This is a genomic window from Paenibacillus sp. FSL H7-0943 (assembly GCF_037963265.1).
GTDB classification, from domain to species: Bacteria; Bacillota; Bacilli; order Paenibacillales; family Paenibacillaceae; genus Paenibacillus_AQ; species Paenibacillus_AQ odorifer.
Genome location: NZ_CP150148.1, coordinates 5894779 through 5914162 on the forward strand (window position 1 = coordinate 5894779; position 19384 = coordinate 5914162).

The 19384-nt window shown below is 42.2% G+C and carries 15 protein-coding genes and 1 riboswitch; of the genes, 2 read left to right on the forward strand and 13 right to left on the reverse strand.

Annotated features, from left to right (window positions below):
• Positions 1-38: 38 nt before the first annotated feature.
• A riboswitch (cyclic di-AMP (ydaO/yuaA leader) is annotated at positions 39-225 on the reverse strand.
• Positions 226-659: 434 nt separating this feature from the next.
• The 11 genes from NSQ55_RS25730 to NSQ55_RS25780 form a co-directional block, all read right to left on the reverse strand.
• Positions 660-833 carry a hypothetical protein gene (locus tag NSQ55_RS25730; protein WP_169744809.1) on the reverse strand — a complete coding sequence of 58 codons (174 nt, stop codon included), beginning with the start codon at positions 831-833 and terminating at the stop codon, positions 660-662.
• An 84-nt stretch (positions 834-917) separates the two neighbouring features.
• Entirely contained in the window at positions 918-1718 is an 801-nt protein-coding gene (locus NSQ55_RS25735; RefSeq protein WP_339174610.1) for a Nif3-like dinuclear metal center hexameric protein, read from the reverse strand.
• An 18-nt stretch (positions 1719-1736) separates the two neighbouring features.
• A complete protein-coding gene (locus tag NSQ55_RS25740; RefSeq protein ID WP_076184793.1) occupies positions 1737-3791 on the reverse strand; it encodes an alpha-glucuronidase family glycosyl hydrolase in 2055 nt (684 codons plus the stop codon).
• An 82-nt stretch (positions 3792-3873) separates the two neighbouring features.
• Complete coding sequence (locus NSQ55_RS25745) at positions 3874-4893, reverse strand: endo-1,4-beta-xylanase (protein ID WP_256721038.1); 1020 nt, start codon at positions 4891-4893, stop codon at positions 3874-3876.
• A gap of 44 nt (positions 4894-4937) precedes the next feature.
• A complete protein-coding gene (locus NSQ55_RS25750; protein ID WP_076302397.1) occupies positions 4938-6470 on the reverse strand; it encodes a glycoside hydrolase family 43 protein in 1533 nt (510 codons plus the stop codon).
• Positions 6471-6517: 47 nt separating this feature from the next.
• A complete protein-coding gene (locus NSQ55_RS25755; RefSeq protein WP_139329891.1) occupies positions 6518-7420 on the reverse strand; it encodes a carbohydrate ABC transporter permease in 903 nt (300 codons plus the stop codon).
• Positions 7421-7479: 59 nt separating this feature from the next.
• Positions 7480-8448, reverse strand: coding sequence for an ABC transporter permease subunit (locus NSQ55_RS25760; RefSeq protein WP_076130468.1), 969 nt, complete (start codon positions 8446-8448; stop codon positions 7480-7482).
• An 87-nt stretch (positions 8449-8535) separates the two neighbouring features.
• Complete coding sequence (locus NSQ55_RS25765) at positions 8536-10242, reverse strand: sugar ABC transporter substrate-binding protein (RefSeq protein ID WP_339169738.1); 1707 nt, start codon at positions 10240-10242, stop codon at positions 8536-8538.
• A gap of 115 nt (positions 10243-10357) precedes the next feature.
• Positions 10358-11893 (reverse strand): response regulator, encoded by a 1536-nt coding sequence (locus NSQ55_RS25770; protein ID WP_076130466.1) that lies wholly within the window; start codon positions 11891-11893, stop codon positions 10358-10360.
• Positions 11894-11910: 17 nt separating this feature from the next.
• Complete coding sequence (locus tag NSQ55_RS25775; RefSeq protein ID WP_076184836.1) at positions 11911-13713, reverse strand: sensor histidine kinase; 1803 nt, start codon at positions 13711-13713, stop codon at positions 11911-11913.
• Positions 13714-13732: 19 nt separating this feature from the next.
• Positions 13733-15271: a response regulator gene (locus tag NSQ55_RS25780; protein WP_076194119.1), complete on the reverse strand. Its 1539-nt coding sequence runs from the start codon at positions 15269-15271 to the stop codon at positions 13733-13735.
• A 261-nt stretch (positions 15272-15532) separates the two neighbouring features.
• Here NSQ55_RS25780 and NSQ55_RS25785 point away from each other — a divergent pair, with 261 nt between their 5' ends.
• Positions 15533-16735: an MFS transporter gene (locus tag NSQ55_RS25785; protein WP_339169741.1), complete on the forward strand. Its 1203-nt coding sequence runs from the start codon at positions 15533-15535 to the stop codon at positions 16733-16735.
• Positions 16728-17393 carry a TetR/AcrR family transcriptional regulator gene (locus tag NSQ55_RS25790; protein WP_076194117.1) on the forward strand — a complete coding sequence of 222 codons (666 nt, stop codon included), beginning with the start codon at positions 16728-16730 and terminating at the stop codon, positions 17391-17393. The genes NSQ55_RS25785 and NSQ55_RS25790 overlap by 8 nt, the downstream gene beginning before the upstream one ends.
• Positions 17394-17430: 37 nt before the next feature.
• Here the strand turns inward: NSQ55_RS25790 and NSQ55_RS25795 are convergent, their stop codons facing one another.
• Both NSQ55_RS25795 and NSQ55_RS25800 read right to left on the reverse strand, forming a co-directional pair.
• Complete coding sequence (locus NSQ55_RS25795) at positions 17431-18501, reverse strand: trifunctional transcriptional activator/DNA repair protein Ada/methylated-DNA--[protein]-cysteine S-methyltransferase (protein ID WP_339169743.1); 1071 nt, start codon at positions 18499-18501, stop codon at positions 17431-17433.
• A gap of 7 nt (positions 18502-18508) precedes the next feature.
• Positions 18509-19297 (reverse strand): isocitrate lyase/phosphoenolpyruvate mutase family protein, encoded by a 789-nt coding sequence (locus tag NSQ55_RS25800; RefSeq protein ID WP_339169744.1) that lies wholly within the window; start codon positions 19295-19297, stop codon positions 18509-18511.
• Between the last annotated feature and the right edge of the window lie 87 nt (positions 19298-19384).

Genomic DNA, 19384 nt, shown 5'->3' on the forward strand with positions numbered 1-19384 from the left:
AGGGATTCTCTGTGGCTATTCATCACTAAACACGCCATTCATCCTCTCTCCATACGCTTACGAGGTTAGCTGTCGGATTCGGGCAGTGAGAGTTGCCCTACCTGCAGGGATGCATATTATGCACCCGGAACAGGATTCACCCCATAACCAGTGCCGACTCTCACATCGGCTGCCAGTTGTTGGTTCCCCCGCTTTCCAGAAACGGAAATTAAGCGGATTGCTTATGTAATTGTAAATTTAAGATAATTCTCAGTTCTGAGATGAATCATACTCTTGTAAGGTTTTCTTGTAAAGGAGGGCTCTGGTCAAAATAATGTTGAAAGCAATGCTTTTCATTTCATATTAAGCATACTCTTCATTTTCTCTTTCTTTTGCTCTTGTTTACTCGTTTTCTTTAGAAAAACAGCTCTGAAGCAAGCGAAAAAGGGGGTGATTCACCAGTACTTTCCTATTTAATAAGAAACGACAATCTTCAATACCAATATTGGGCCAGTTTCTGTACCTTGGGGTGTTGGTCGTTTCTATGTCCCCGATCCGTTTGGCAAGCTTGTTAATATTATTTCACATGAACAGCACGAATGATTTCATAAAAAAGAAAAAAGCTAAGCAGAATCAGAGATATCCCCCTGTCCACTTAGCTTCCTTTTACAATACTATGGCTACAAAAGATCGGCGTTTTTCAATGCATGCTCCCAGCTTGGAAAAAAGAACAGCGCACTTCTCATAAGCTCTGGGTCGCTTTGCTTTACTTGTTTTTTACTGATCGAGCTTCCGTCGCTTTGCAGCTTTTTGATCCGACTTAATACTTCATCAGCCTCCAAAGGAATTTCCATTGAAACACTCCTTTCTCAGTGACCTGTTTCCCTTCATTTTCTCCATAATATGTTTATTTATTCCGTACTCTTAATTTCCCCAGATTAAACCATCTGATAGATGGGTTGTTCAGCAATGAACCGGGTAGGAAGCATGGGATATTTGTCTGCTAAGATTTCAGCTAAATATTTCATCCCCGGCGCTTCACTCTCCGCATGACCTAACATGATGAGCGCTTTAGATCTGCCTTGGTGCCCTGCATCCCGCACATATTCCGGAGTCTCCCACTCTGGTCCTTCTCCAGCAATAATTAAATCAAGATTGTGATCATTAAAAAGTGGAATAGCCATCGTCCCGCCCCCTCTGTAACCTACTAATATCCCTATGCGTTTGCAGGACAGAGACAGGTCACCAGCAGCGCGTACATAAGAGATCCCTAGCTTACTTTTAATATACTGAGCAGCTTCCAGTACAGTCATGGCAGGAATAGTGAGGATCGTAGCAGCCGCTTGCTGCTCTTCCACATAGTCTGACCAATCCAGCTCTCGCAGCAAACCCATCATAATCCCATCCGGCTCTTGCCGATGCCAATAATCATGATAACGAAAAATAGCTATTGGGGATCGTTCGATCAGACTTTTTTTCGCATGATAAACCGGATCACCTTCTAACCACTCGTTCGCCGCATGATGGCTATAAAATACACCTTCATGCGTGATCAGCAAATTGGCTCCTAACGCTATTGCTTGCTCCACAATATTTTGTGTGGCAGAAAAGGCCGTAATAATCCCTGTGACTTCAGTTTCCGGTTCCCCTGGGTTCAGAATATCCACAGTCCCTTCTACCTGTTCCACAGTTCCCATTAAATCTTTCAAAATCGCTCTAATCGTGAGGCTCACTATCATCATCCCTCGGTTCAAAATCTAATAAATCTTTCTGCCTTTAAGATCCTCAATTCCGCTCTTGCGGTAAAAATACGTATTGATCCGATCTCTCCATTCCTGCGCATGCTCTGCTTGCTCTTCAAGACGTTGCTTCACTTGCACATACAATCCACTATCCATGCTGCCTTCAAGTGATTCCCATGTTGCTAGAAGCTGTGCAGCCTGCTCTGCCCCCTCGAAATGAGTATCGTAGATATGTTGTATAACCGTTTGCCCCGATTGCAGAACATGCGTGTATGGAACATGATGGAAGAACAGCAGCAGCTCTTCTGGACAAGACGCTAGATTCTCATAATTTGATGCATTAAGACCCATATACTGTCCGCTATACCCCGTTCCCGATTTGACTGAACGATCCACACCAATGCCCTTATGATCCGCATAATGGTACGTTCCCCACTTGGCGTATTCATATCCATCCACATTCGGCCCATAATGATGATCCGGATTAACCATCCAGCCCACACCTAATGGAGCTGTGTAAGATTCGTAAATCCTCCATGAGTCCATTAACATCCCGCGAATAGCAGCCACTAGACCTTCATCAGTGCCAAAGGTAAGGCGAATCCATTCCTCAGCGATTTCCTTTGCCGTCAGCTCCGGATTCCAAATTAATCTCCCATATCCATACAGATTAGCTTGAGCTAACCCATGCCCCGTCCAGTTCATGTCATCCCCAACATTAGTTACAGCAGCCACACCATTATACTTATTTCCCCACACCGATCCGTCCACAATATGTTTCACAAGCGTAGTTTGCCCTTTGGCATAAGTATTGAAATCAAGGACTTCTTTCCACTGTGGAACAAGATAACAGAGATGCCGCTGCTGCCCCGTATATTCTTGAGCAATCTGAAACTCCATCAGATGATTGGTATGTTCCAGTGCGCCAAACAGCGGAGATACCGGTTCTCTGACTTGAAAATCCATCGGTCCATTCTTGATTTGCAGCACTACATTATCATTAAATCGGCCATCCAATGGTTTGAAATGATCATACGCTGCTCTGGCCCGATCGGTCTTACGGTCACGCCAATCCTGCTTGCAGTTATATACGAAACAACGCCAAATCACGATTCCGCCAAACGGCTCCAGTGCTTCTCCAAGCATATTAGCGCCATCGGCATGGTCACGCCCGTAAGTGAATGGCCCTGGTCGATTTTCTGAATCTGCTTTGACCACAAACCCGCCAAAATCAGGGATCACTCGATAAACCTCACCAGCCTTATCTTTCCACCATTGCCGCACCGCTGGGTCCAGTGGATCAGCTGTCTCCAATGCTCCGATCTGTATCGGACTGGCAAAGTTAGCACTGAGGAATAGCTTAATTCCGTATACGCGGAATATTCCTGCAATTAACGCGATATCAGGCAAATATTGCTCCGTTATAAATAGAGATTCAAGCTCATGAACATTCACATTGTTAATCGAAATCGCGTTGATCCCCACAGAGGACATCAATCTGGCATAATCACGCAGCCGCTTTGTATCGTTAAGAAATTGATTGGACTCGTAAAAAAAGGACCGTCCAGCATAGCCACGTTCAATACTGCCATCAAAATTATCCCAGTGATTAATCATTCGCAGGCCGTTCACCGGATTCATAGACAAATTCAGAGCGTCTATCTCGCTTTCTGTTCCTATCAGCCGTAACAGATGGAATACGCCATACAATATTCCAACAGGCGTTGAAGCACCGACAGCGATACATTGCTCAGTAGCATTTGTACGTATAAGGAAACCTTCAGGACCCAGTGAATCGGTTCGTTCTCCTGCGAATACTCTACTAATTAATGGATTCCCCCCTTGGAAGGTTCCTATAACGATACACGGTCCTTCAGGTTTCGCTGTGAGCAGTGGCGCTTTGCCCAGCATAGAGGTCATCCCCTGTATGAATTCCGCGGCTGCCGCCTGAATCGTCTCGTTGTCCTCCGTTACTACCAACTCAACACACCAATCTATATATTGATTGTATAGAGATCCTGATTTCAGCTGGCCATAGTTGAGCCAAGCCTCATAAGCGGTATTTGTCATGTTTATTCCTCCCGTATAAATAACCCGCCCTGGATTGAAAAGGACGGGTTCATAATTCGCAAGCTTGAGCAGGTTACCCGCTCTATGATTTGGTGACAGCGTTAAGCAATTGGTGATAAGCCGGCTTAGGATTATGCCGCTCATCGAATAGAAATGGCCAATTTTTCCGTCCCCGAACAGGGAAGCCGTCCAGCCATGTATAGTCATCCGCTGCTCCCCAGAAAGTGACTGAGCTAATCACGTCGCGGTATTCTTTCAACAGAGCAAACATCGCTTCATACCGCTCTGCCTGCAGCTCGAGCAGTTCGGCAGGTGCAACCTTTAAATCCATTCGTTTGTCATCGAAACGGAACATGGACACATCCAGCTCTGTCAATTGGAGCTGAAGCCCTAAAGATGCATACTTCTCAATAGCAGCACGTATTTCATCTAAGTCCGGATCGTATAGATTCCAGTGGGCTTGCAATCCGACGCCATGGATCGGCACTCCTTGTTCCAGCAGCGACTTCACCATTTTATAGATTTTGTCACGCTTAAGAGGATTAGACTCGTTATAGTCGTTGTAGAATAATAAAGCCTTAGGATCGGCTTCATGAGCGAATTCAAACGCTTTGCCGATAAACTCCGGTCCGACAATGTCCAGCCACTTTGACTGGCGAAGAAGTTCTTCTCCTTCATCTGCAATAACTTCATTTACAACATCCCAAGCATAGATATCTTCCTTGTAACGCCCAACCACGGTCTGAATATGTGATTTGAGCCGTGCAAGCAATGTCTCTTTGCTTACACACCCGCCCTTCTTATCCTCAAACAACCAGTCCGTAGTCTGGTTATGCCAGACTAAAGTATGCCCACGCATAGCCATATGATGTTTTCGGGCGAACGCAACCAACTGATCTGCTAGTTTAAAGTTATAAATGTCTTCAAGCGGATGCAGACTTTCAAACTTCATCTCATTCTCAGCGGTAATGCTATTGAAATGATAGGCGAGCAAGTGCTCCTGTGATTGTATCGTCATCGGGTTAACGGCTGCGCCAATTTTGAAATCCTCAGCAAATATTGTTTTTAGTGCAAGTTCTGTGTAATCACTAGCTTGTCTCAACAAGTTCCCTCCTGACAAAAGCATTTATATCAGTATTCGAATAATTAAGACTGATAATCGAACCAATCGAAGTAGGCAGGCACCTCAGCCACCTTGCCATGACCTGTTGCATATAATCCAATAAGAACACCCGTAAATCCATTTCCTTTTACGGCTTGAGGAGATAATGGGTACGCTGCTGCTGTTGATAGCTTATTCCACTCCTGCCCATCCAAAGAATAAAGGAAGCTGTATTCGGAAAGCTCAGCCTTAACTTTCAAATAAATTCGCTCGGCAGTAGTTGGAACCTCTGCCACTGTACGGGTTATTCCATCCATAGTCACATGAGCTGTAATCACTGTTTGCCCGTTTTTTTGAACAAGTCCAATTTCATAATGAGCATTCTCATCTAATCTGGCGCAAAGTCCAGCTTCCACATCAGCAATAGATGAAGGCATTTCAAGCAGCGTGCTCCATTCTGCCGAAGTATGCTGCTGTCTTCTGCCTACAAAAGCCACTTGGCCTACTTCACTGAGACCTGCAGATTGTCCTCGAAGAGATAACCATCCCTGTCTTTCGTTTAAGGACCAGCTTCCCTCAGCCGGATTCCGCAGAAAGGCTAATCCCAGCGGCAATACTTGATCATCAAAATCATATCTTCCACTAGTCTCAGGTTTTGGCGATTGACCAGGTACACGTGAAACCTTCATTTCCAGTCCAACTGTGTCTTCATTATTATCGATCATCGGCCATCCGTCTTCAGTCCAGCTTACCGGAGCAAGGAAAGTCTCTCTTCCAAGCACAGTGAATTTTGTATCTACTAGTCTTACCCCAAGGAATACGGCCCACCAATCCCCGTTACGATCCTCAATCAAATCGGCATGCCCTAAATACTGAATGGGATTGTCAGTACCGCTGTGCGTCAATATTGGATACGGCAATCGTTCAAACGGTCCATATGGAGAGGAGCTGCGGCCAATGATCTCCCGATGTTCCTTAGCCGTTCCTCCTGAAGCCGTCATGATATAGTACATTCCATTTATTTTGTACAAATGGGGTCCTTCCGTCCAAGGTCCGCCATCCCCAGTCCAGATAACAACAGGTTCTGTTAACGCTGCTCCCGTAGCAATATCTATCTCATATTGGATGGCATGGGAGTCATAATCTGCCCCCTGCTGGGTGGTTACATATACCTTTCCATCCTCATCAAACATTAGGGAAGGATCAATTCCTCCATAAGGAATACTAATCGGATCTGACCACGGACCCGCAGGATCCGTAGCCGTAACATAGAAATTTCCTTTCCCGTGTACTTCGGTCGTTATCATGTAAAACGTTCCTTCATGATACCGGATCGTTGGGGCAAATATCCCCCCAGAGCTCTTGCTTTTACGAGTATCCAGCTGACTTACACGATTGAGCACATGACCTATTTGTGTCCAGTGAATCAAATCCTGACTATGAAAAATAGGTACGCCAGGGAAATACTCAAAGGAGCTGCAAACTAAATAGTAGTCATCCCCTGCCCGAGTGATACTTGGATCCGGATAGAAGCCTGGAAGTATCGGATTCGTGTATGTGATTGAAGATGGGGTCATAATTTAACAGACAACCTTCCTATTACTTAATAGTGATTGCAAGCTCCTTATTCCTTCACGCTTCCTACATTTAGACCGACCACAAAATATTTCTGCATGAATGGATAAACTAGCAAAATTGGAACCGAAGCAACGATCGTAACGGCTGCCCGTATGGAGATTGGTGTAACCATGGCATGTACCGACTCCTGAGTCATCCCTGTCCCATTATTTACACTAGGGTTACTGTTCGAGTTCATAGTAGAGGATAGCAGCTTCATTAATTCATATTGCAATGTACTCAAGTTCTGGCGGGAAGAGGTGTAGATAAACGCATCAAACCATTGGTTCCACGCACCTACTGCAACAAAAAGGGCGATGGTAGCAAGAACAGGTTTACACAAAGGGAAGACTACTTTCATGAAGATCTTGAATTCCCCGGCACCGTCGATTCTTGCAGATTCCATAAGACTTTCATGTAAGGTACCAATATAAGTACGGATAACGATCATATTAAATGCACTTACCATGGACGGGATTACATATACCCAGAACGAATTGAGCAAATGAAGATCCTTCATAAGGAAATAGTTTGGAATCAGACCCGCACTAAAATACATGGTAAGGACGAATATAAAGGTAATATGTTTGCGGAAAACATATTCTTTCCGGCTTAATGTATACGCAAGCATCGTAGTTAAAAATAGATTCAGGATCGTAGATATCACTGTTCGTGCTACCGAAATCCAAAAAGCATTATAAATTGTACCTGAGGCAAAAACCGCTTTGTAGTTCTGTATGGTCCACTCTCTAGGCCATAAATAAATGCCGCCGCGGATGGTATCATTCCCCGCATTAAAGGAGACTGCTATAGTATTCAGGAATGGATACAAGGTAACAATAACTAGACAAACCATAAATATAGTATTGAAGGTGCTGAACACTACGGGTTCGAACCTCAGATTTTTCATCCGGTTTCCAGCATTACTTTTTGGAGATTTTTGAGGAATCAATTGAGTTTTTTCCATGATTATAACAGCCTCTCTTCCCCTAGCCGCTTCGCAGTCCAGTTAGCTAATAGCAGCAACGTTACACTTACGACTGTTTTGAAAATACCACCCGCGGTAGCTAAGGAATAATTCCCTTGCGCTATACCATATTTCAATACAAATATATCAATCGTTTCCGACCAATCTACGACAAGCCCGTTTCCTAACAAGTACTGAACCTCAAATCCAGCTTCCAGTACATGTCCTACGGACATTATTAACAGGATTACAATGGTTGCTTTCATGCCCGGCAAAGTTACATGACGCATTTTCTTATACCGGTTCGCTCCATCAATCTCAGCAGCTTCATATAAAGCCGGATCAATAGAGGCGATAGCCGCCAAGTAGATGATAGTACTCCATCCGACTTCTTTCCAGACGTGTGAAGCACCTACAATACCCCAGAAATACTTCCCTTCACTCAACCAAAGGATCGGTGAATCAATGAGATGCAATTTCATGAGCACGATGTTGATAATCCCGTCATTAACCGAAAGAGAAGTAGCTACAATGCCTGTTACAATAATCCAAGAGAGGAAGTGAGGCAAGTAGGATATGGTCTGAACGGTTCTTTTCCAAAATACATTTTTGATCTCATTAAGCAGCAATGCCAGTATTATCGCAGTCACAAATCCTAGAACTAGATTAATTAGGCCCATGGCCAACGTATTGCGCAGTACTCTCAAAAAGCTATCATCCGTAAAAAGAAACTTGAAGTGTTTTAAACCCACCCATGTTTGTTCACTAAATGCTCTAGCTGGTTTATAATCTTGGAAAGCCATCGTCCATCCCCAGATGGGAACATAAGCAAATAGTATAATATAAAGCATTAATGGAACCGACATCCAAATCAGCTGTTTCTGATTCTTAATCAAGGTCATAGTAATCGGTTGCTTCTTTTTTCTTTTAGGATGCCGGTTAACTTTTTTCCCCGTTAATATCTCATCCATATATGTTTTCTCCCCACATCATCCATATATTTCAGAAAGTGGTTGGCCTAATAAGCCACCACTTTCTGATTTTTAAGCAAGCTCTAACTATTTAACACTCCAAGTATCAAATCTCCATTTAAGCTGTTCATTGATTTTGTCTTCATAGGCTTTGACATTCGCTTTACCAATTTCTCCAACAAAGTCATTCCAAACCTTATCGAATTCTGATGGACTGGCCAAGATTGCTTTTGGCAGGTATTTGGTTCGCAATTCATTCAGCTTCGTTTCGGCAATTTTGGCATCTGAGCCTTCAACAAGATCTATGGACCAAGCTGGATAAGCTACTGGGTTCGGCTCAGGCTCGCTGAAGAAATCCACATAACTGTTGTAGCCATAAGCATCAAGAATTTCCTTGTCATACGGCTTGAGTGCAGCCCGGTATTCTTCTGGTTGAGCCGCAGCATCTGTTGAGTTTCCATCCTCAAAGAATCCTTGCAATTTCGGAGCTGTAGCATACCAAGCATCTGCTTTGTTGCTGAGCTTCCATGTAGCATCAACTGCGTTCTTCCGTTGTTCTTCATTTCTTATAAAACGGCCATTTTCCACTTGATAATCTTCACCTTCAATACCCCAAGTGAAGATTTTTTGCCAATCTTCTTGAATCAATGTATCCATTAGTTTAATAATTTTTTCAGGATTTTTGGCATTGATACTGATCCCGAAGCCATTATTCAAGTTCAGCGCTGGGCGATCCAGATAATAATCTTTAGTGCTGGTATCAAACACAAGTGGAAGTCCTACATAAGTTCTTTCATCTTTACCTTGTGTCCGGAGTGAATCTTCTGCTGAACCAAAGTTCCAGTGCTGATCAAACATTCCCAGAACGGCTCCACTAGACAGTTTCGCCAAATATTGATCGTAGTTTTGCACAAATGTTTCTTGGTCGATAACGCCCAATTGGTTCATTTCATTAAGCTTTTGATAGTATTGCTTAGCATAGTCTTTATCTGCGAAGATTTCTGCAACGTTATCATTAACAACCACTCCGCCATCATTCGGGTGCCCGATCAGATGCTGAGGAGCGTTAAACAATCCCCAGTTTCTCCAGTCGTTGTTAAGAATTTCGAATCCGATGGTTGGCGTTCCATCGATAGTTGGATTTTTTTCTTTATATTTCACAATGAGGTCAAAATACTCGTCCAAGGTCTTCACCTTTGGATAACCAGCATCTTTCAGGATGTCCTTCTGAATCCAGAAAGCAGGACCTGCATAATAGGTTGTATTCACTTTACCGTTATACGCACCATAATTCGGAAGCGTATAAATATGTCCATCATTCGGGTCTTTCATCATGTTCCAGTAATCTGCATAATGCGCTTTCAAATTTGGAGCATATTGTTCAATCAAATCTTCAAGCGGGATAAAAGCTTCCGCTCCTGTCAGCTTAGTATTGGCAGTCATCAAATCCGGATAATCCTGACCGGCAATCATTACGCCTAACTTCTGGTTAAGATCCCCAGCTAAGAATTCGAAATTGAAGGATGCGCCTGTTTTTTCTTTAATCATTTTATAAATTTTATTATCTGGTGTTGGTTGCTGGCCTGCTTCTCCAAGAAAGATACTAATTTCAAAAGGTTCAATCTTCTCAGAATCTGTTCCTGCAGCAGTTGAAGTGGCTGTTTCTGCTGGTTTGTCTTCCCCTTTAGCCGTCGTATTGTTGCTGTTATTTCCTCCGCACCCTGCTAAGGTAAAGCTTAGGGATAACACAGCAATCAGACTAAGTTTCCATTTGGATATTAACTTGCCCCCCATAAAGCACCTCCATATATTTGTTGGTGTAACAATGTTGTAAGCCCTTACAAGTTAAATTATAGAGGTGATAATCTTCTGAAAATACGCCAGAATTAAAGATGTACCCCCAAAAAGTTTAGGTATTAGTGTTTTTAAATTCGTTAGGGCTCATATGCAGCTTTTTTTCAAATTGCTTGAGGAACTGACTATAATTGCCATAGCCCACTTTTTCAGCGATTTCACTATTTTTTAATTTATTTTGTTGAAGTAAATGTACTGCCTCTTTTATTCGGAGGTTATGCAGCTGTTCATTGAAATTAATACCGTTCTTCTTGATCAATAATTGACCCAGATATACCGGGTGCAGGAAAAAAACCTCTGATAGTCTCTTAATGGTAAGACATTCGCGAAAATGCTCTTCAATATAATTGTTAATCTCCTGAACAATCCCCTGTGATTTTAGGTTTTGTTCCTTAAGAAGGATATCGATACTGGCCTCGCCGCAGAATAGCAAATTACGCATTAAGTCCGTCAAGGTGATCATTGAGTCTAACATCGCGGGGATTCTAATTTGATTAGATAAGGAGGACTCATGAACTTCACTGGCTTCCGAGGTAAACTCAATAATCTTATACATCATATGAATAACAATTTTCTTCACAACCTCTGGAGCGATGCGCTGTTCCCGGAAACTGCGGGCTGCCGAGTTCACAGCTTGGCTAAAGCCTGCGGAGTCCAGGGTGTTAATCGGTCTTATCAAGTCATCCATCAGTTGAATTTGATCATAATGATAACTAAAGGGACTATCCTTAATCTCCTGATAAGTCAGGATCTCTACATTTTCAGAATAATAAAAATAATACATTAATGCTTCTTTCGCCATTCGGAAACTGTTCCCGATCTGAAGCAAGGAGCCTACACCAGCACCTGTTGCAATATATAAAGCTTGTTTGGGGTGTTCATTCAGCAAAGGAGTTGCAATCTGATCGATCACAGCTCCCTCAGTGGACAATGAATTGTATCCATATACGATTCCAAAACAATGACTCTCCAGATCCATCAGAAACATAGAATCTTTATCGGTTAGGAGGGCTGAGGCTTGCTCTCTGATCTCCGTATATAAAACCGGCTCTGTCTGTATCAAACAAATATTCCAATGGCTTTTACCTTTCGATAGTCGGTTAAGTACCTCCTGATTCGACTGCTCAGCTTTCTCATGCAGCATTCCTTTCAGGAGAGAAACAGCCTCCTCCGCGGAGGCTATTTGATTTAAACTGCGCTTCTGAGCTTCCTGCTCCAGCTCCTGATATATCTCCAGCAATTCTTCTGCCGCCTCTTCGGGAAACACTGGCTTCATCAGATAATGATTAATTCCATAGTGTATAGCTGTCTTGGCATATTCAAACTCACTATAACCACTTAGTATGGCAAATTTGATCTCCTTAATCTCAGCTTGTTGCCAAGCTGCGACCATCTCCAGCCCATTCATTAGCGGCATATTAACATCCGTAATTACAAGATCTGGCTCTAGCTGTTTCATTAGCTCCAGCCCCTCTTTGCCATTGCTGGAGGTTCCACATACCTCAAAGCCAAGCTCCTGCCAATTAATCCACAGCTGCATCGCTTCAAGCGCACTAGGCTCATCATCGATCAATAATACTTTGTATTTCATTGGGGGTCCCTCACTTTCTAGCTATTCTTCCGTTCCAGGAGTTTTAGTGGAATGTCAAAAGTGACAATGGTCCCTTCATCCGGAACGCTGCTGATATCAAAACGGACCTGATCTTCATAGTACAATTCTAATCGGCGGTACACGTTGCGGATTCCGATATTCGTTCCCGAAGACGCTTCATTTTGAACATTACCTAATAATTCTTGCAGCTTCTCTGGCTCTATCCCTTTACCGTTATCAGAGACGGTAACTTTTAATCGTCCCTCCTCCACTAACGTCTTCACTTTTATCACACCTAGTCCCTCTATGGCCTGTAGACCATGTTTGCAGGAATTCTCAACGAGCGGCTGCATGCTTAGCTTGGGAATCTTATATTGAAGCGACTGCTCATCGATCTCAAATTGATAGTCGAATTTATCCCTGAACCGGAATTTTTCAATTTTCAAATACATCTCGATGAAAGTCATTTCTTCTTCCAAGGTAACGAGATCCTCTTTCCAGCTCAGCAGCCGTCTAAGTAATTTCGATAAACTCTTAATGATATCCGTAACATCCGAGTAATTATTTTTAGTACAGACCACCAAAATGGCATTTAACGTATTAAACAGAAAATGCGGATTCATCTGGCTTTGCAGGAAATTCAGTTCAGCTCTTACTCTTTCCATCTCCAGATTATTTTTTTGAATCTCCAGTTTATATACATCATTGATCAAGGAATTAATGGTAGTGGTCATCCTGTTAAAATTACGGATCAAGCCCCCGATCTCATCCTGACCTTCATCAATCCGAATCAGCTCAAATTTCTCATTGGATACTTTCTGCATATGTCTGGACAACCGTTTCACCCGATAATTATAGGATCTTAACATCACATATAAGAAAGCGGTTGTGATTAGCGTGACAATAGACGCCAGAATCCCTGCATAAATCCGAATCTCCATTATCGCTTGGGCAATACGCTCACCTTGTGTAATTCCTATTATCCGCCAGCCTTTTATATAACTAGCTCCGCCGACGGGTACAATATGCACATCCTCCTTGCGCTCATCATCCTGCAGCTTGAACACGGGATAAGGTTCCGTGGTGCCTCTTTGATACCCGCTTTGGGCAGACATAATAATCTCGTCCTGCTCGTTAACCAGATAAAGACTCAAGTAATCTTTTTCTCTGATAATCACGTCATATATTTTACTGAGATCCAAATCAATTCTAAGCAGCTTTTCAAATTTATTGTATGAGCTGTAAGCGTCCATTCGCTCAATAACACTCAAATAAGGCGCTGTAGAAATCACACTAGAGATGTCACTCATATGATAAGCGGCAAGAAACAGATGTTTATTCGCAGCCTTCGACTGCTTATACCATTCACTATTCATAACCTTTTCATTGATGACCTGATAGTTGCTGCCAGAAACAATGGAATCATTGTTCGTGAATACAGTAATCCGTTCAATCTGATTGTTCACCGGCATATAGCTATTCATGCGGCCTCTTAGCTGTTCATCAAAAGTGTCATAGAATTCAATAGAGTTCCCATACGTCCGCTCAAGCAATTCATACAGGTTCTTATCAGCAGAAAGCGTATAGCTGACAGCTACCCCACCTTCAATGAAGTCATGAATATCCTTTCGGGCTCTTTCTAAGGATATCTCCAGATTCTGCTGCTCTCTCGATTTGATCAGATCGGAAATCCGATCCAAAAAAACAAGGTTAATAATAATGATAGGGAGAAGAACACCTATGATATAAATAAGGGAAAATTTATAATTCAAGGGAATATCATTCACTACTTTTCTAAATCTGAATTTTTTTCTCTCCATATGAAACACCTTGCTTCCCCTAGAGCTGTTGGTTCTTATTCTCATTTTTATACACGGATGGTACTACCCCTACAAGCAGCTTAAACTTATCTATAAAATAATCAGTGTTAGAGAATCCCACCTGCACCGCTATATCCGATATCTTTAGCTGTGTTCGTTTCAGCAGACTTTTTGCCTCTTCAATCCGTTTGGCATTTAGGTATTCACTAAAACCCTGACCCGTTTGCTTTCTGAACAGTTGTCCCAAATAGGTAGAATTAATATGAAATTGTTGTGCCAAATCCTGAAGCTTTAATTTATTCCGAAATTCCCGATCCACATACTGAATAACCTTGTAAATCGTATTTTGTTCATTCTGCTGCTCTAGTTCAGACAGATAGACGGCAGCCCGTTCACACAGACTTTGTACATAACGGCTTAATATAAAATAATCACTAAGCTCACCTAGATTTCCGTATTCTTGCTGAAGCTTAATCATAATCGTATCCGGGTCTCCATTCATTTGAGCTATAATTCTACAGATCGTAAGCTCTAAATGGGCCACTTTTGCTTTTACAACTTCAAGGGTCAACAGATTCTCAACGAAAGCAGTGAACGCTTCTTTTACACAAGGCTGGATCTGTTCCGTATCATTCGTTTGGACCTTATGCAGCAGCTGTCTGAAATGGTCCTCATGAGGTTCTTCCTTTTTCAGGTTCCTAAGCTCACTATAATAAAAGACCCCTCTTTTCTGCTGATGCGTTTTTCGTTTCCATACCTCAAGTGCCTGCCTATAAATCTCTCGAATCGAGCTCACCCCGACCATTCTGCTGCTAAGTGCTAAAAAGACCAGCTCCTGTGATTGTTCAGTGAGATCTGAATGCATCTGGTTGACGATAGTCTCCAGGCTCTCATTGCCGATAGAAGCAGACTGAAGAATGATCCCCGCTCTTCCCGATCCGTCTTGAAAGAAGCAGAAGTGTTCCTCGGAAAAATAATCACTTATCTGCGGTTGGAATGGATTCATAGAGGAGGCCGGTTCGATAAGAATACACATTAACTCTGCATCCGCTTGAAGCTTCAAGGTGTTTCGGGTTAGAAGCTCTAAATTTTCGTTATACTCCCCTTGGATCAGGCGGTTGATGATATTATTTACGATAAAAAATTGCTTTTTATCAAACTCCTCATTGGAAGCGATTTCATTTTGGATTATTGGAGTGATCCTGCTTAATAAAGCCTCTATTTCTTCATCATCAATGGGTTTTAATAAATATTCATTTACCCGCTGGCGCAATGCCGTACGTGCATACTTGAAGTCATCATATCCAGACAGAATCACAAATTTAGGAGGTTTCTCCATGACCTCATTCAACTTTGTAATAAGCTCAAGTCCGTTAATTACAGGCATATTAATATCCGTAAGAACCAGTTCCGGTTTATTCTCCTGGATAAGCCTCATCGCATCCGTGCCGTTTTGAGCTTCACCACAAACTTCATAACCGAATTTTTCCCAGTCGATCATCGTCCTTAGCCCCTCAAGAACCCAGGGTTCATCGTCCACGATCAGAACCTTAAGCATGATGTTCGCTCCAATCTTATTAAGTTAAGCCCGCGCTTTACACCAAAATATATAGATCATGCTATCATACTTGGATAATGATGTGAATTCATAAATTTTCCTTCTTTTGTTTAAAACAGTACTTTTTTTACTTGAAAAAACGTACAAAAAACGACGTATCCTAAATTTCAGATACACCTTTACAAGGGCCCATCATTCCATTATCATGGTTTACATCGAGTAAAGAATTACATAGTGTAAACCATATAGGAGGGCTAAGATATGAGCAGCTTATCTAAGGCTGCTAGATTTCCACTTTTCATTCTGATGTTGAATCTATTTATCGCTTTATTAGGGCAAGGTATGGTTATTCCCATTCTACCTGAGTATCTGAAGCTGTTTAATGCGTCAGGAGCTGCTGCCGGATATCTTATTGCAGCTTTTGGAGCAGCACAGTTTATTTTTTCACCTATAGGGGGACAGCTTTCGGATAAATGGGGAAGAAAATCAATGATCATTTCCGGAATGTTTTTAACCGTTCTTTCAGATCTGATATTTGCTGTCTCTACGACATTGCCCCTACTCTATGTCGCTAGATTTATTGGGGGTATAGGTATCGGAATCATGGTTCCTTCCAATATGGCCTACGTCGCTGATATCACTACCCATGAAACCCGCGCTAAAGGTATGGGGTACTTGGGGGCTTCCATGAATTTGGGTATAGTGCTTGGTCCAGGGTTAGGCGGCATTATCGCTGGGTTTGGCATACGCATGCCTTATTTTTTTGCGGGTGGACTTGGGCTTATCGCTACGATACTTTGTTTTTATATGCCAGAGACACTCCCAAAGGAAAAACGGAAATCCGTTAACAAACAGGCCCCTCGGGAATCCATTCGTAATCAAATCGTAAATTCATTCCGGACGTCCTATTTCCGCTATCTTTTGCTCATTCTGATCATGACATTTGGTCTGATGAATTATGAAACGGTGTACGCCCTTTTTGTGGAACAAAAATACGGTTTTGATGCAACGAAAATCTCAATCATTATTACGGTTGGTGCTGTTATAGGCATTGTTGTACAGATCTGGCTGCTTGATCATCTGATTAAGAGACTTGGCGAGATAAAGCTTATACGTATATCATTGTTGATGACCGCTATAACCTTATTGTTGATGATATTCAAGATCAATTTAGGTTATTTATTAGTTGTATCCGGTTTATTTTTTGCTTTTAATGCTTTTTTACGACCCACAGTAAGTACATTGATTGCCAACTCAGCTGGTGATCGGCAAGGATATGCTGCCGGATTAAATACAACGTATACCAGCATTGGAAACATACTTGGACCCATTTTAGCGGGATTGATGTTTGACAAACACATGGATATCCCCTATATTTTTGGGGCAATTATCCTGGCATCTGCCTTTTTCATTACCTTACAAAAACCAAAAAAAGAACAAGAAAGGAGTGTAACCCATGACTGAGAACTGGCACCAGAATTTAAAAAACAGAAACCGGGAAGAATTGATTGCTGCGGCGAAGGATCTTTTTATGAAGCAAAGCTTTCTCAAAGTTAATATTAAGGATGTCTGCGACGTGGCTGGTGTAAGCCGGGTTACCTTTTATAAGCATTTCCAGTCCATGAACGAACTGATTTTTGAGGTCCAGATGGAAATCCTGGAGAGCATGACGCAATTTGTTAGAAGCGCACCTTCTTCAATTGAAATGAATGGTAAGCAAATGCTTGCTTCGATGCTTAATGCTTGGATTGATTATGCCCGGCAACACCCAGGTTACATCAAATTCATTCTTCTATTCGATTTGCATTTTGAAGCCTATGATTACAGTAAAGAACTCAAAGAAAATTACAGAAATTTTGTGATGCGGGGTAAAGAACGACATTTCTTAATGGATGCTCTAGAGGCCGGAGTTAAAGATGGATCATTAAAATTTGATACAGAACCCTTATCCACTGCTCATTTCATCTTCACGTCTATGATGGGTTTATTGCAGAAAATGAGCCTGATTTCCAAAGACGATTTCAACAACGAACTTCAGGATATTCAAATTGCTAACCGATTTGTGGACATGTTAGTTCAATATTTAAGTACAGAAAGTGATGAATCTCCTGCCTTGAAGTAAGGGGACCCGTCACTTTCTCCGTAATAGAGAGAAGTAGTTAAATGAAATTATTCTCCTTTAAGGAGCGGTTAGACTCATGTTTGATTAACCATTCTTTTCTGGCAAGCCCGCCTCCATAGCCCCCCAATTCACCATTGCTATTTATCACTCGATGACATGGAACCAAGATTGAGAGTTGATTGGTGCCATTCGCCCTTGCTACAGCGCGGCAAGCAGAAGGATTGTTGATTTTCTCTGCAAGCTCCTTATAAGAAGCTGTCTGTCCCAGAGGTATTTTCCGGAGTTCATTCCACACCTTTTGCTGAAAGTCTGAGCCCAGATAACGAACCGGCGTTGTAAATTCCGTAAGTTCACCGGTGAAATACAGCTTCAATTCCTCCTCAATTTGGTGAAGGACGGCTACCTTTTCAGGTAATATAGTTGCATTTAAGCGAGTGCGTAATCTCTTGATTTCATTTTCAAGTCCCTTGCGATCCACAAATTCCAGCAGTAAAAGACTCTCTTCATCGGAGATGGCCAGCATAGAACCCAATATCGTTTCTATCCAAGTACAGTACAGCACTTTAATCTGCTTGGAATGATTCGGGACAGTCCCCATCGTTCGTGAAAAAGCATCCCTAAACCCATTGCTCGAATCGTACCCGCTTTCCAGTTGTGCGTTAATGATTGAATCCCCATTCCTAATATGTTTGAATGCCAGTCCTAAACGTCTAGAACGTGCATATTCGATAAAGGTCATTCCAAATTGTTTCTTAAATTGGCGGCGTGCCGTGTTTGCACTAATAGACAGCTCATCAAAATCTTTATCTGTCCATTTTCGTTCCGGATTGCTCTCAATAGCTTCTACAAGCCGCTTTACTTCAGGAGACATTTTTGTTGGATTGGATAGCGGCTGACACCTTTTACAAGGTCTATATGAAGCTAATAAGGCTTCCTTGGCTGTAGCAAAAAACTCACAATTTTCTTTTAATGGCTTTTTAGCGGGACAAGTTGGCCTACACATGATGCCCGTTGTTTTCACTCCTACAAAAAATACGCCCTCATAATTCGAGTTTTTCTCGACCAGCATCTTATAATATTTATCGATATCCTGCTCATTAGTTATCATAGTGTGGTTAGCTCATTTCTAAATAAAGTCCTGAGGCATCAAGCGTTTGCCGGGCATTTTCTTGGAGGTTATGTTGTGCCTGAAAGAAACTACGCGGTCCATAGCTAATCCGTTTCACGCCAATATTTTGCAATTCATGATTTGAAAGCATACCGTCCATAACCATAATATTCACAGGCAGTGGCGATTTTTCAACAAATTGTTCAATCAAGCTTGGATCAGCGAGCCCCGGTATAAAAATCCCATCCGCTCCAGCGTCAGCATAAGCATAGGTACGTTCTATAGCTTGATTGACTAGATCCATCGAATGTTCCTTAGCCTTGAAAAAGATATCCGTTCTAGCGTTAATAAACACGCGCTTTTGCAGTTTGGAGGCTACTTGTTGTATGGTTTTGATCCTCCGGCTTTGTTCGCTAGTCTCCCATAGTTCATTGTTAGGATGATTTACGATCTGATCTTCAAAATTGATACCACAGATGTCTAATTGAAATAACTGCTCCATGTTATGCGCTAAAATATCCTCATCTATAGCATATCCACCTTCGATGTCTACGGTCAATGGAACCGCTACTCGTTCGGCAATCTTTGAAATCATCCAAAGCATAAGCTCAAATGTAAGCTGTTCACCGTCCGAATATCCCCACGCTTCCGCCATGGAATAGCTGCTAGTTGCTACCGCCTTTGATCCAGCTTGCTCTATTGCTTTAGCCGAGGCTACATCCCAGCAGTTGTACAGGATCAGTGGATTTTTTTGATCATGCAGCGTTTTAAAATAGTCATAGTTTTTAGTGTTCATAAGTGGTCATCTCCATTTAGTTAAGAATAGAACCACTATATAATAGACATCCATTATCGATACCAGAAAAATTAACACCAATCTTTT

Coding starts and splice junctions, on each gene's coding strand:
- NSQ55_RS25730 (WP_169744809.1), bottom strand. CDS start 833: ATGGAAATTCCTTTGGAGGCTGATGAAGTATTAAGTCGGATCAAAAAG.
- NSQ55_RS25735 (WP_339174610.1), bottom strand. CDS start 1,718: ATGATAGTGAGCCTCACGATTAGAGCGATTTTGAAAGATTTAATGGGA.
- NSQ55_RS25740 (WP_076184793.1), bottom strand. CDS start 3,791: ATGACAAATACCGCTTATGAGGCTTGGCTCAACTATGGCCAGCTGAAA.
- NSQ55_RS25750 (WP_076302397.1), bottom strand. CDS start 6,470: ATGACCCCATCTTCAATCACATACACGAATCCGATACTTCCAGGCTTC.
- NSQ55_RS25755 (WP_139329891.1), bottom strand. CDS start 7,420: ATGAAAAATCTGAGGTTCGAACCCGTAGTGTTCAGCACCTTCAATACT.
- NSQ55_RS25760 (WP_076130468.1), bottom strand. CDS start 8,448: ATGGATGAGATATTAACGGGGAAAAAAGTTAACCGGCATCCTAAAAGA.
- NSQ55_RS25765 (WP_339169738.1), bottom strand. CDS start 10,242: ATGGGGGGCAAGTTAATATCCAAATGGAAACTTAGTCTGATTGCTGTG.
- NSQ55_RS25770 (WP_076130466.1), bottom strand. CDS start 11,893: ATGAAATACAAAGTATTATTGATCGATGATGAGCCTAGTGCGCTTGAA.
- NSQ55_RS25775 (WP_076184836.1), bottom strand. CDS start 13,713: ATGGAGAGAAAAAAATTCAGATTTAGAAAAGTAGTGAATGATATTCCC.
- NSQ55_RS25780 (WP_076194119.1), bottom strand. CDS start 15,271: ATGCTTAAGGTTCTGATCGTGGACGATGAACCCTGGGTTCTTGAGGGG.
- NSQ55_RS25785 (WP_339169741.1), top strand. CDS start 15,533: ATGAGCAGCTTATCTAAGGCTGCTAGATTTCCACTTTTCATTCTGATG.
- NSQ55_RS25790 (WP_076194117.1), top strand. CDS start 16,728: ATGACTGAGAACTGGCACCAGAATTTAAAAAACAGAAACCGGGAAGAA.
- NSQ55_RS25795 (WP_339169743.1), bottom strand. CDS start 18,501: ATGATAACTAATGAGCAGGATATCGATAAATATTATAAGATGCTGGTC.
- NSQ55_RS25800 (WP_339169744.1), bottom strand. CDS start 19,297: ATGAACACTAAAAACTATGACTATTTTAAAACGCTGCATGATCAAAAA.